Annotated in this window: 12 protein-coding genes; 10 read left to right on the top strand and 2 right to left on the bottom strand. The window is 31.6% G+C overall.

Translation table 11 applies throughout. The features are described from left to right. Window positions 1-102: 102 nt before the first annotated feature. The 5 genes from CLJU_RS12310 (at window position 103) to CLJU_RS12290 (ending at window position 5,537) form a co-directional block, all read left to right on the top strand. Window positions 103-1,215, top strand: coding sequence for a uroporphyrinogen decarboxylase family protein (locus CLJU_RS12310; protein WP_013239147.1), 1,113 nt, complete (start codon window positions 103-105; stop codon window positions 1,213-1,215). Between the two features lie 86 nt (window positions 1,216-1,301). After that, the gene (locus CLJU_RS12305) at window positions 1,302-2,477 is read left to right on the top strand and encodes an MFS transporter (protein WP_013239146.1); all 1,176 of its coding nucleotides are present in this window, start codon (window positions 1,302-1,304) and stop codon (window positions 2,475-2,477) included. Window positions 2,478-2,555: 78 nt separating this feature from the next. Continuing rightward, window positions 2,556-3,671: a uroporphyrinogen decarboxylase family protein gene (locus tag CLJU_RS12300; RefSeq protein ID WP_013239145.1), complete on the top strand. Its 1,116-nt coding sequence runs from the start codon at window positions 2,556-2,558 to the stop codon at window positions 3,669-3,671. Window positions 3,672-4,188: 517 nt separating this feature from the next. Continuing rightward, the gene (locus CLJU_RS12295; protein WP_013239144.1) at window positions 4,189-5,040 is read left to right on the top strand and encodes a DegV family protein; all 852 of its coding nucleotides are present in this window, start codon (window positions 4,189-4,191) and stop codon (window positions 5,038-5,040) included. A gap of 5 nt (window positions 5,041-5,045) precedes the next feature. Next, window positions 5,046-5,537: a PadR family transcriptional regulator gene (locus CLJU_RS12290; RefSeq protein ID WP_013239143.1), complete on the top strand. Its 492-nt coding sequence runs from the start codon at window positions 5,046-5,048 to the stop codon at window positions 5,535-5,537. A gap of 111 nt (window positions 5,538-5,648) precedes the next feature. Here CLJU_RS12290 and CLJU_RS12285 read toward each other — a convergent pair whose 3' ends face one another. Next, window positions 5,649-6,365: a TerC family protein gene (locus CLJU_RS12285; RefSeq protein WP_013239142.1), complete on the bottom strand. Its 717-nt coding sequence runs from the start codon at window positions 6,363-6,365 to the stop codon at window positions 5,649-5,651. A gap of 543 nt (window positions 6,366-6,908) precedes the next feature. On the opposite strand from CLJU_RS12285, the gene CLJU_RS12280 reads away from it, so the two are divergent. From CLJU_RS12280 to CLJU_RS12260, 5 genes are all read left to right on the top strand, one after another. After that, window positions 6,909-7,817, top strand: a complete 909-nt coding sequence (locus CLJU_RS12280; RefSeq protein ID WP_013239141.1) for a WG repeat-containing protein — start codon at window positions 6,909-6,911, stop codon at window positions 7,815-7,817. 196 nt (window positions 7,818-8,013) lie between these two features. Further along, on the top strand, window positions 8,014-8,844 hold the full coding sequence (locus tag CLJU_RS12275) for an HAD family hydrolase (protein ID WP_013239140.1): 831 nt from the start codon (window positions 8,014-8,016) through the stop codon (window positions 8,842-8,844). 129 nt (window positions 8,845-8,973) lie between these two features. Continuing rightward, on the top strand, window positions 8,974-9,240 hold the full coding sequence (locus CLJU_RS12270; protein ID WP_013239139.1) for a metal-sensing transcriptional repressor: 267 nt from the start codon (window positions 8,974-8,976) through the stop codon (window positions 9,238-9,240). Window positions 9,241-9,459: 219 nt separating this feature from the next. Beyond that, the gene (locus CLJU_RS12265) at window positions 9,460-11,910 is read left to right on the top strand and encodes a heavy metal translocating P-type ATPase (protein WP_013239138.1); all 2,451 of its coding nucleotides are present in this window, start codon (window positions 9,460-9,462) and stop codon (window positions 11,908-11,910) included. A 34-nt stretch (window positions 11,911-11,944) separates the two neighbouring features. Next, window positions 11,945-12,160, top strand: a complete 216-nt coding sequence (locus CLJU_RS12260; protein ID WP_013239137.1) for a heavy-metal-associated domain-containing protein — start codon at window positions 11,945-11,947, stop codon at window positions 12,158-12,160. 224 nt (window positions 12,161-12,384) lie between these two features. Here the strand turns inward: CLJU_RS12260 and CLJU_RS12255 are convergent, their stop codons facing one another. After that, entirely contained in the window at window positions 12,385-13,551 is a 1,167-nt protein-coding gene (locus CLJU_RS12255) for an iron-containing alcohol dehydrogenase (RefSeq protein ID WP_013239136.1), read from the bottom strand. Between the last annotated feature and the right edge of the window lie 191 nt (window positions 13,552-13,742).

Below are 13,742 nucleotides of genomic sequence, written 5' to 3'. Positions count from 1 at the left end.
TTGATTTGGTGATAGTCGCTTTCGCTGTGTGTGTGGCAATGTTACAGTAGATAGCTATTAGATAAATAAAGTAATTCTATAATAATGGGGGTATGGAGTTATATGAAAAATGGATTAGAACTATATGATGAGCATTTAGAAAGACTTAAAAAAGTTATAGCACTGAAGAAAGCAGACAGGACACCTATTAATTTAAATGCAGATTCTTTTTGTGTTAGAACAGCAGGAGGAAAGTTAGCAGATCTTGTGACAAATATAGAATATGGAAACGAACTATTACTTCAAGGTATGAAGTCCTTTGGTGATATTGATTGTACATTGGGATATGGATGTTTTCCTCAAACTAAAGGAGCCTTTTTCCTTTCGAATATTAAGTTACCTGGACGTGAATTACCTGACGATGCTCTTTGGCAAATTGATGAAGTTGGATTTATGACAGAAGATGATTATGACACTATAATTGATAAAGGCTGGAATAAGTTTTATATAGATTTTTGTAAAAATAGATTAGGAGATCCTTTAAAGATAATGGAGGATATAATAAAAGTACAGCCCAAAATAGCACAGAGTTATAAAGATGCAGGTATTGTAGCAATAATAGGTAATGCTATGGTAGGAGCTCCTTATGAAACCTTGTTTGCTGGTCGTTCAATAAAAAATTTTGTGAAAGACCTGATAAGAATACCTGATAAAGTTATAGCTGTAATGGACGTTATGGCTGAAGAAGGTTATGAGGATTTAAGAAAAGCAATACGTGCTGATAAACCTTTAGCAGTATTTTCAGGTGGATCGCGTATGGCAGGAGATTTTATATCACAAAAAGCTTTTGAAAAATTTGCATGGCCATATTTAAAAAAAGGTGTTGAGGTTGCGGTTGAAGAAGGGGCAAATGTTTATCTTCATTCGGATTTATGTTGGGATCGTTTTTTAGATTATTTATGTGATCTTCCAAAAGGCAAATGTATTTTCCATCCTGACAGTACAACAGATATTTTTAAAGCTGGAGAAGTACTTAAAGGACATATGTGCATTATGGGAGATGTTTCACCTTCACTTTTAACATTAGGTACACCTGATGAAGTATATGAGTACAGCAGGAAATTGATTGACCAATTTGCATCACAAGGGTTTATTATGGCTGCAGGATGCTGCATACCGGCAAATGCAAAAGTAGAGAATGTAAAAGCAATGGTTACAGCTGCTTTAGAATCATAAAGTGTATATTGCGAATAGGAAATAGTACAAGTAACAGTTCTGGTGTAAACGATTTGGATGATTATTAAAATAAAAGGGGTGAAATAATGGAAAATATAAGTGGAAAGAAGTCATTATGGATATTTGCAATACTCTCTTTTGGATTTTTGATAATGGCAACGGGAACTACTTCTCCTGCGTTGGCAAATATATCTCAAGCCTATCCTAACTTACCTTTTAGTGTAGTTGTACTTATTGCTACTATACCTACTTTGCTTTTAATTCCATTTTCATTAATATCAGGGAAACTAGCTGGCACGGTTATAACTTATAAAAATCTTACTATTATTGCAATAGTTCTATTTTTAATAGGTGGAGTTGGTCCATATTTTATAAGTAACTTTGGTTTAATTCTTGTTATGAGAGGAGTTTTAGGAGCGGGGCTTGGAATAATGTCACCTCTTGGTGGTGCTCTTACATTAACTCTTTTTGAACCAAAAGAAGCGGAAAATCTTATGGGTGCAGGTGTTGTTGTTGGAAACGTTGGCGGCATAGTATTTCAACTTCTTGGCGGAATATTTTGTGCAGTTAATTGGAGATTTACTTTTCTTGCTTATCTTTTAGGAGCAGTATCACTTATTATAGTTATACTCTTCTTTCCAAAACTTCCGTTGACTGCAAAATCCAATTCTGAAAAAGTTAAAATGCCGGCATACGTATATATATGGTCAAGTATATATGGAATTTTAATGTTATTAGTATATCCAATGTTTACAGGAATGTCTTCGCTAATACTTACAAATCACTATGGAAATGCTGCTGGAGCAGGAGTGGCACTTACCATGTTTACAGTTGGCGGAATGATAGCGGGAGCAATCTTTGGCGCGGCATTTAGAATGTTATCCAAGTTCACTATTCCTATAGGTATTGTATTAACTTCTGTGGGATTTATATTCTTTGCATATGGAACGAATTTAATTCTTTTTATAATTGGAGCAACTATTGTTGGTATAGGATTTAGTCTTTCTGGTACCGCTATCATGATGCAGGTGGGAAGAGCAGTCCCAGCATCTGGAACTGCTGTTGCAATGTCTATTGTCATGGCATTTATGAGTATAGGTGGTTTTGTTTCAGGATTTGTATTTGCATTTATTGAAAAAATATTTAATATAACGTCATTGAGATTTCCATTCAAATTTTCACTTGTATGTTTTATTATTTATGCAGTTATCCATTTAGTGGCAAATTTTAAGACTCCTAAAAAGCAAAAGGTTGCAATTTAAAATTATTTAGATAAGCAGAGCTATTGTTATTTAATAGATAAAAAGTTGTTAATAATTTTAATTAAATGGGGGATTAATATGAAAACTGGAAAAGAATTGTACGGTGAGCATCTTAACAGACTTAAAGATGTAATAAATATGAAAAAGACTGACAGGGTACCAATTGTACTTAATGCAGATGCTTTTTGTACGAAGAACGGAGGAGGAAAGCTATCAGATCTTGTCAATGATGTAGTGTATGGAAATATGGAGCTGTTAAAGGGGATGCAGGCACTTGGAGATATTGACAGCATAGAGATACCTGGGACATATCCTCCATCTATGGGTGCATTTTTCCTTTCTAAAATCAAAGTACCAGGAAGAGAATTGCCTGATAACATGATTTGGCAGATTGATGAAAAGTCATATATGACGGAAGATGATTATGATACTATAATTGATAAAGGATGGAATTACTTTTTTATGGAATATGCCAAAAAGCATATACCTGAAGGACTTAAGGAAGTAGAGTATTTCAGTCAATTTGCTCCACAAATAGAGCAGAATTTTGTTGATGCAGGGATTGTTCCCTTATGCCAGGGTAGTGTAATGACTGGTGCACCATTTGGTGCTTTGTATCCTGCACGAGGAATATCTAAATTTCTTATTGATTTACACAAGATTCCTGACAAGGTTCAGGCAGCTATGGATGTTATAGAAGAGGAAAATGAAAAAGTGTTAAGGAAGCAAATTCGTGAAGTAAAACCTTTAGCAGTATTTACAGGAGGGGCTAGGGAAGCAGGTGATTTTCTTTCTTTAAAGGCATTTGAAAGATTTTCATGGCAGTACACAAAAAGAATTATAGATATTATAGCAGAGGAAGGTTCTATTGCTTACCTTCATCTGGATATGAGTTGGGATAGATTTATAAATTATTTCCTTGATTTACCTAAAGGTAAATGCATTTTTTCACCAGATAGCACAACAAATATTTTTAAAGCTGGAGAAGTACTAAGAGGGCATATGTGTTTCATGGGAGATGTTGCACCTTCACTTTTAACTTTAGGTACTCCAGATGAAGTTTATAAGTATGCCAGAAGATTGATTAAAGAATTTGCACCTCAAGGACTTATTATGTCATCAGGATGCAGCATACCTCCAAATGCTAAAGTTGAAAATGTAAAGGCTATGGTTGCAGCTGCTCTTGACAACTAGCATGTCTGAATTGAATAAATATTTTTATCAAATTTATACTAAATATAGCATCATTGTAGTAAATCTGCAATGGTGCTATATTTTTTAGTTAACAATTAAGAATGAAAAATTGATAGTTAACAAATAAGACAAGTTATTATCAATAGAGATATATATCACTATTGATAATAACTGTGCGAGTGATATAATTATTGTGATAAACAGAGTTCTTGGCATCAGATGAAGTTTTAACTCTATCTGATGCTTATTAACAGGATTCTTAGTGATTCAGCACTTAGAAGGCGTTATCCTTTAGGGGAAATCGTTATCCAGGGATGTAGCTGCTCTTTACTCCCACTTGAAGAAAAGCAGATATCCCAAATTCTTTGATTTGGTGATAGTCGCTTTTATATAGTATGTAGGAGTATTAGAGCAGGTAATTATCGGACAAATTTTGATAAGTCATTTGAAAGAAAATAACAAGTTAAGGATGCGACAAATATTTTTTTGAAAATGCCTAAGTAGGGAGGAAGAAGTTTTGGAAAAGATTGCACTCATAACAGATAGTACTAGTGATTTGAGTAACAGTACTATAGAAAGATATAATATAAAAGTACTTCATTATAGGATAATATATAAAGACAAAGAATTTATAGATAAAGTAACTATAACTCCAGAATATGTATATGATAACTTAGATAAAGAAATACCTACATCGTCTATGCCATCTATGAGTGAAATGGAAGATTTGTTTACAAATTTAGAAAAAGAAAATTACACACATGCTATAGTTGTAACTCTTTCAGCTGGATTAACTGGCTTTTATAATGGAGTAAAGTTAGTAAGTGAAAATCATCCTAAAATTAAAACATATATATTTGATTCTAAATCAATTTCTCTTGGAGAGGGTTTTATAGTAACTAATTGTGCAAAGCTCATAGAAAAAGGTGTAAGTTTTGATGAGATAGTTAGGACAATACCAATAGTAAGGAGTAAGATAGATCTATTTTTTGTGGTTGGAACTTTAGAATATTTAAAAAAAGGTGGTAGAATAGGTAAAGTAGCAGGTACAATTGGGGAACTTTTAAATATAAAACCTATTGTATCAATTGATAATAATGATGGAAAATACTATACTTATGATAAAGTAAGGGGAAGAAAGAAATCCTTAAGTAGGTTAGTTGAAATTGCAAATGGAATTCTTGACAAAAAAAAGTGTAAACTGTGTATTGTACATGGTCATGCACTAGAGGATTCAAAAAAAATATTTGATTCAATAAAGAATCATAAAAATGTAACTTCTGCAATTTTTGGGGGAGCACTAAGTCCTGTAGGAGGAGTTCACAGCGGACCTGGATTAGTTGGTTTAGTATTATTTGAGGAAGAATAAATTTTATGAGTGACTTTAATTTTAAAGGAAATACAAAGAAAGAAGAAGGATTTCTTTATAAAGAATACAAAAAGAAGCTGGCAGAATTAAAAAAGGTAAAAAAGGAACAAGAAGCTGTAGGTCAGGTCTTTACAAAAGGACTTCTTCCTATATATACACTTTATATTTTAAGTATAAGTCCTACTAATGGAAATGATATATCCCATAAAATAGGAGAAAGAACAGGTGGAAGGTGGATACCAAGTACGGGGGGAATCTACCCAATTTTAAGAAAACTGGAAAAGGATAAGTTGGTAATTGGAAAATGGGATGATTCTAAAAATAAAATGCAAAAAATATATACTCTTACGGATTTAGGAGTATGTGAACTGAAAAATAGAAAAAATCTTCTAAGAGATAAAATAGAAGATTCTCTAGAAGTATTTAAAATTGTATATAAAGATTTGTATGATGAACTAGAAAAAAATAAAGATCTGGCTGATGACTACCAACGCTAATACTCTCACTTGTCCAAAAGTGGGAGTATTAGCGTTGGTATATACCTGAATAACCATCCATAAGGGGATGTTGTACTAAGAAATTTACATACAACATATTGGCTTATTATATTAACTGTTACTTTTAAAATAATCTTCCTTAAATTTTTTAAAGGAATAACTTACAGGTTTGTTTACTCTATATAATCCATATACAAGTACTATAATTGCAAAGCCAAAGGATACTATATTTGTTAGTACAGGTGATGTGAAACCTGCCAATATTTTGTCTTCTAGCATCATATTTAAGGATGTATGGGCCAGTACAGCTCCTCCTAAGTATATTACCATAGGGTGCTTATTCATAAGCTTTGCTACAAACTGACTCCCAAAAAATATTATAGGAATATTTAATACTAATCCAAATATTATACTGGGTACATGTCCATGAGCAGCAGCGGCTATTGCAAGTACATTGTCTAGACTCATGGTAGCATCAGCTATTACTATACTTGATATTGCACGAAAGTATTTATTTGAAGGACTAATTTTTAAATTTTCCTTCTCAGATTTAGGGCTTATAAAATTCCAAGTTATTTTTATAAGTAAAATTCCACCTATTAATTTTATAGGAAGCCATTCTATTAACATTATGTAAGTGATGAGGCAAGCAAATATTATTCTTAGAAAAATCGCAGCAAATACTCCAATCATAGAAGCAGATTTTGCATGTTTCTTTGGTAAATCCTTAGTTGCTAGTGCTATAACTCCGATATTATCACCACTTAATACTATATCTAATAAAGTAATTTGTAGAGCTCCTAGCAAAAAAGTAGTTAAATTATCCACGCTTTTTACTCCTTTTATCTCCTAATTTTAAATTAAGTTAGTATTGTATAAAGTAATATATTCATTAAATATAATGAATATTACTTATTTATTTTTCCTATAGTTTATTGTAACACATAAATATTAAGATATAAAGTATATAAAGCAAAATAATTTATCACATAATGTGGTTTTAATATCCACATATATTTTAAACAATGATTAGTATAGAAAATTCTGACTTATTATTTTATTTAATTCCTATGTGTGATAAAATTAAATTTGAATAGATATTTATCCGATGACTACCTGCTCTAATACTCCCACACACAGCGAAAGCGACTATCACCAAATCAAAGAATGGAATATCTGCTTGCACACAGCGAAAGCGACTATCACCAAATCGAAGATTTGGGATATCTGCTTTTCTTCAAGTGGGAGTAAAGAGCAGCTACGTCCCTGGATAACGATTTCTAAGCATCAGGTGGAGTTTTAAAACTCCATCTAATGCCAAGAACTTTGTTTATATGAAATTAAAACGATTGCAAAATAGGGGGAAATTAAATGAAAAACTATACTAATTTATTTAGAATTAAGTTAAATGATAAGTGGGGTTATATAGATAATAATGGACAAGTTATCATAGAACCTATATTTCAATATGCATGGGACTTTTTGGATAGTTTAGCTGCTGTTAAGATGAACAATAAATGGGGATATATAGACTGCAATGGAAAAACAGTTATAGACTATAAATATAAACAGTCATGGAATTTCTCTGATGGATTTGCTCCTGTAAAAATAAAGGAAAAGTGGGGGATTATTGACCATAATGATAATATGGTTGTAGAACCAAGTTTTAATTTTATTGATGAATTCTCAAATGGAATGGCACTGGTAAACAAAAATAGTAAGTATGGTTTTTTGGATAAAAAGGGAAATTACCCAATAGCATTGAAATACGAAAATGCCTTTAGTTTTTCAGAAGAGGTTGCTAGGGTAAATAATGGTGATAAGTGGAAATATGTTAATAGCAAAGGAAATGAAGTAATAAACTGTGATTTCGATTGCGTTTTTGATTTTCATGAAGGATTAGCTCAAGTTATGAAAAATTTTAAATATGGATTTATTGATAAATCAGGTAATTTAGTTATAGGGCTCGAATATGATAGCACAGATGGTTTTTATGAAGACGTAGCTAATGTAAAGATAGATGAAAAATGTGGATACATAAATAAAAAAGATGAGTTTGTAATAGATCCTATTTTTGATGAAGCTCTTAATTTTAGTGAAGGACGAGCCTTTGTGAAAATAAAGGATAAATGGGGATGCATTGATAAAAGTGGAAAATTTGTATTGAAACCTCAATTTGATGATGTAAATAATTTTTGTAATGGAGCAGCTATGGTAATATTGGATGATAAATATATATATATTGATAAAGACGGAAAAAGAATTTGGGAAGAACAGTAAATGCAATAAAAAATTAAAAGTTAAAAATTAAAGAGGAAATGGGCATAGATTTGTGTAAGAGTGAATCCATGCTCATTTATTATTGAATATAACTCAACTTTCAACTAAAAAATTGAGTCTATATTTTTATGGTTATTAGATATATAATAGGTTTTGTGACTTAATTATTATAAATGCGTTTGGAGGACTGAATATTTTGAAGTTATATATTTCGGACTTGGATGGAACTTTATTAAATTCAGATCAAGTCGTAAGCAAAAATTCAATTAGAATTATAAATAAGTTAATAGATTCAGGATTAAAATTTACTATTGCTACAGCTAGGTCCTATGAAGCTTGTAAAAGTATATTGAAACCATTAAACCTAAATATACCTATTATTTTAAATAATGGAGCTTTCATATATGATACTACTTTGGCTAAAAATATAGTAGAAAACTATTTAGATGAGTGTACTGTTTATTTCATTTTAAAATATTATAAATTAAAAAAAATCTCACCTATAGTGTCTGCAGTAGATTCAGCTGGAAATAAAAAGATATTTTATAGGGGAATTTTTAATGAAGGACAAGACATATACATAAATTCAAGAATACAGCATGGTGATACAAGGCTTACTGAGGTAAGTGATTTTTCAGAAATAGTTAATTATAATATAATAAATATTTTTGCAATAGAAGCAAAAGGTGTTTTAGATGACACATATCAATTATTTACAAAAGTAATAAAGGGCAGTTTTCATTACACAGAGGAGATATATGCAAAAGGTTTTTTCTGGCTTGAATCAATGAATTATAATGCTAATAAAAGCTTAGCAGCTAAATACTTAAAGGAAAGTTTGAAAGCAGACAAGCTTATTTGTTTTGGAGATAATTTAAATGATGTACCACTTTTTAAATTTGCGGATGAAAAATATGCAGTTAAAAACGCATATGATGAATTAAAAAAGTTGGCCACAGGAATTATTGGTTCAAATAATGAGGATGGAGTGGCTAAATTTCTTGAGAATCATATCAGTAATAGTTAAAGAACTCTGTTTATGGTAAATGCATAATAAAGGTTTGAAGATGGTATAGTAGTGTTAAACTGATATTGAATTAAATTTAGAAATAATATATAATATAAATATACCCCCCTAGGGGGCAGGGAGGAGAAAATGAACGAAGAAAAAAAGAAAGCCATACAAGCTTTAAAAACTTCAAAAGGACAAATAGAAGGTATAATAAAAATGATTGAGGAGGGAAGATATTGTATTGATATATCTAATCAAATGGTTGCAGCTCAATCATTGCTAAAAAAAGCTAATTTGCTTATTCTAAAACAACATCTTAATAATTGTGTAAAAGATGCCTTTATTAACAATAGCGGTGATGAGAAGGTAGATGAGATAATAGGTTTACTTTCAAAGTTACTAAAAGAGTAAAATACAACTAAAAAAATATATGCCTCCTCTTGCTTATCATCTTATATTAAAGGTTTTATATCTAGCAATGTAGGAGGTGTAAAGTAAAAGCATAAATGATAACTTATAGTAAAATACCACCCCACAGGTGGGGGGTAAATATAATATTCAATGTAAAAGTTCAAAATATAGATAGTAGTTTTAAAGTTATACATATCAAAACAGAAGGAGGAAGGAGCAATGATAAAAAGGACATTAAAAATAGAAGGAATGACCTGTGCAGCTTGTGTTAAAGCAGTAGAAAGAGCTTCAAAAAAACTAGATGGTGTGTTAGATGCTAATGTTAATTTGGCAACAGAAAAATTAAGTGTAAGTTTTGATGAGTCAAAGGTTAATGTTCAAGATATACAGTGTGCAATAGATAAAGCTGGATATAAAGCTTTAATTGATACTACAAATAAAACCTTGAAGATAGAAGGAATGACCTGTGCAGCTTGTGCTAAAGCAGTAGAAAGAGTTTCAAAAAAACTAGAAGGCGTATATGAAGCAAATGTAAATATTGCTACGGAAAAGCTAAGTATAGCATTTGATGCTTCAAAGGTTAATGTTCAGGATATAAAAAAGGCAATAGAAAAAGCAGGATATAAAGCTTTAGAAGAAGAAATTTCTGTAGATACAGATAAGGGAAAAAAAGAAAAAGAAGCAAAGTCGTTATGGAATAGATTTATAATATCTGCTGTATTTGCAGTTCCACTACTTATAATAGCTATGGTACCAATGATTAGTGAAAAATTGGGATATATGCTTCCACAGGCTATAGACCCAATGAATCATCCGCAAGTTTTTTCCATAATACAGTTACTTTTAGTATTACCTATAATGATTGTTGGTAGAAAGTATTTTACTGTTGGCTTTAAATCATTATTTAGAAGAAGTCCCAATATGGATTCACTTATAGCAATAGGCTCATCTGCTGCTTTTATCTATAGTGTTTTTGCAGTATATGAAATTTTTATAGGAAACACAAACTATCATTTATATTTTGAATCAGCAGGTACAATACTTACTCTTATTACATTAGGTAAATATCTGGAATCTGTTGCTAAAGGAAAAACTTCGGAAGCTATAAAAAAGCTTATGGGGCTTGCACCAAAAACTGCTACTGTAATTAAAGAAGATAAGGAAATAGAAATTTCTATAGATGAAGTTGAAGTTGGAAATATAATTGTAGTAAAACCTGGTGAAAAAATACCTGTAGATGGAGAGGTTACAGAGGGAATTACTTCAGTAGATGAATCCATGCTTACAGGTGAAAGTATACCTGTAGAAAAAAATCCTTCTGATAAGGTCATTGGAGCAAGTATAAATAAAAATGGTTCTATTAAGTATAGAGCTACAAGAGTTGGTAAGGATACAGCACTGGCACAAATTATTAAATTAGTAGAGGAAGCCCAGGGGTCAAAGGCTCCTATTGCAAAATTAGCAGATGTTATATCAGGATACTTTGTACCGGTAGTAATGGCATTAGCTATAATTGCTGCTTTAGCTTGGTACATATATGGTGAAACAGGAGTATTTTCACTTACCATATTTATATCAGTGTTAGTAATTGCGTGTCCTTGCGCTTTAGGATTGGCAACACCAACTGCTATTATGGTTGGTACCGGAAAAGGTGCTGAATATGGTGTGCTTATAAAAAGTGGTACTGCACTGGAAACAGCGCATAGAATTCAAACTATAGTATTTGACAAAACAGGAACTATAACTGAAGGTAATCCAAAGGTTACAGATATAGTTACAATTCCAGACATAGATGAAAACTATTTACTTCAATTAGCAGCTTCAGGTGAAAAATCATCAGAGCATCCTTTGGGAGAAGCAATAGTTAAAGAAGCTGAAAATAGGAAAATTGAATTAAAAAAATTACAGTCATTTAAAGCTGTACCAGGTCATGGAATAGAAGTTAATATAGAAAACAGTAAAATATTGCTTGGTAATAGAAAACTTATGCTTGAAAGTAATATCTCTTTAGAAAAATTAGAGGAAAGATCACAAGTTTTAGCAGATAAAGGCAAAACTCCTATGTATGTAGCTCTTGAAAATAAGGCAATTGGTGTAATTGCTGTAGCAGATACGGTTAAAGAACACAGTAAAAAGGCTATAGATAAACTTCATTCTATGGGAATTGAAGTGGCAATGATAACTGGAGATAACAAGAAAACTGCTGAAGCTATAGCTAAGCAGGTTGGAATAGATAGAATACTTGCAGAAGTTTTACCACAAGATAAAGCTAATGAAGTTAAAAAACTTCAAAGTGAAAACAAGAAAGTTGCCATGGTTGGAGATGGCATAAATGATGCACCAGCTTTAGCACAGGCTGATATAGGTATAGCTATAGGGTCTGGTACAGATGTAGCTATGGAGTCTGCAGATATAGTTTTAATGAGAAGTGATTTAATGGATGTGGTCACAGCTATAGATTTAAGCAAGAAAACAATAAAAAATATAAAGGAAAACTTGTTCTGGGCTTTTGGTTATAATAGTTTAGGAATTCCGGTAGCTATGGGAGTACTTCACATATTTGGAGGACCACTTTTAAACCCAATGATAGCAGCTCTTGCCATGAGTTTAAGTTCTGTATCAGTTTTAAGTAATGCTTTAAGATTGAAAGGCTTTAAGCCATCAATATAAATAAACATTTATAAAATGAAGGGTGGAATAAGTTATGAAAAAGAAGATAATTGTTGAAGGAATGAGCTGTGGACACTGTGTTAATCATGTAAAAACAGCATTGGAGGAACTTAAAGGTGCATCCAATGTGTCTGTTGATTTAGATTCAAAAACAGCTTTAGTTGAATCTAGTGGTGAAATTAAAGATGCTGACATAAAATCTGCTATTGAAGATGTGGGTTATGAAGTTGTTTCCATAGAGCAAGTATAATATTTAATATTTAGCACAAAGAAGATGCCTCACAATAGAAAATAATTTTAAATAATATGTTCCTTTTCTATGGATGTATACTTAACTTTCATAGGCACAAAAATACTCCCCTTATTATAAACAGATTGGGGCTGTCTACTCTAAGGGGAGCATACTGCTTTAGTTTGTATACATTTTCCTAAATATAAATACATTAACTTTATATAAATACATTAACTTTTAAACTAGAAATTAACCTTTTGCCCATTATACATATACTGCAAGAGCTTTTTCATTTCTTCCTCAGTTATTGCTCTAGGATTGGATCCAGTGCAGGCATCCATCATGGCATTGTGAGCTATAAAATCTAGGTTTTCATTAAAATCGTTTTCGCTTATACCATAATCTTTTATGGTGAGAGGAATATCCATCTTTTTGTTCATAGTACGAATCATTTCAGTTAATGAATCTATTAGCTCATCTTCACTATTTCCTGATAGATGCAGCTTTTTGGCTATTTTAGCATATCTTTCTGAACAAGCTTTCTTGTTAAAATCTATAACATAAGGTAAGTATATGGCATTAGCACACCCATGAGGTATGTGAAATACTGCACCAGTTTTATGTGCTATACTATGAGTTATTCCAAGGAGAGCATTTGAAAATGCCATCCCAGCTAGACATTGGGCTATATGCATATGTCCTCTAGCTTCTTTATCTTCTTCATAGGATTTCAATAAATATTTATGAATCATGGTTATAGCATGCATAGCAAGTGGATCTGAGAAATCTGAATGTAAACTTGCTACATATGCTTCTATTGCGTGAGTAAGTGCATCCATTCCAGTGTGTGCTGTAAGCTTTTTGGGCATTGTTTCTGCAAGAGACGGATCTATTATAGCTATATCAGGGGTAAGGTTAAAATCTGCAAGAGGATATTTTATTTTAGCTTTATAGTCTGTTATTACAGAAAATGATGTTACTTCAGTTGCTGTTCCACTTGTAGAAGGTATAGCAACAAATTGTGCCTTCTGCCTTAATTTAGGAATTCCAAAAGGGACTACCGCTTTTTCAAATGTAAAGTCGGGGTATTCATAAAATATCCACATTGCTTTAGCAGCATCTATGGGAGATCCTCCACCTATTGATACTATCCAATCTGGGTTAAAGTCTCTCATTATTTTAGCGCCATTCATAACAGTATCAACAGACGGATCAGGCTCAACACCTTCTATTAATTTAACTTCCATACCAGTTTCTTTTAAGTATTTTTCAACTTTGGCTAAGAATCCAAATCTCTTCATAGATCCCCCACCTACAACAACTACTGCTTTATTTCCATCTAAATTTTTTAAATTTTCTAAGGCATTTTCACCAAAGTAAATATCCCTAGGCAAAGTAAATCTTCCCATTTTTGTCCTCCTTATTATTAAGTTACATTACTTTTTTAGAATTTAACTATTGGGGTAATTAAATTTTTTGGTTTATATTTAATTAAATATATAAGCAAGTATTGTGCCAGTATATTTTTTATCATGAAAAGATTGAATCTAGATGGATATTTTATAGAGTTTAGTTATCTTTTTAAATACTGTTGTAAAAA

It is taken from the genome of Clostridium ljungdahlii DSM 13528 (assembly GCF_000143685.1).
In the GTDB taxonomy this organism is placed as follows: domain Bacteria; phylum Bacillota; class Clostridia; order Clostridiales; family Clostridiaceae; genus Clostridium_B; species Clostridium_B ljungdahlii.
Note: the sequence above shows the minus strand (reverse complement) of the source record. Positions and strands in the feature narration are given on the sequence as shown.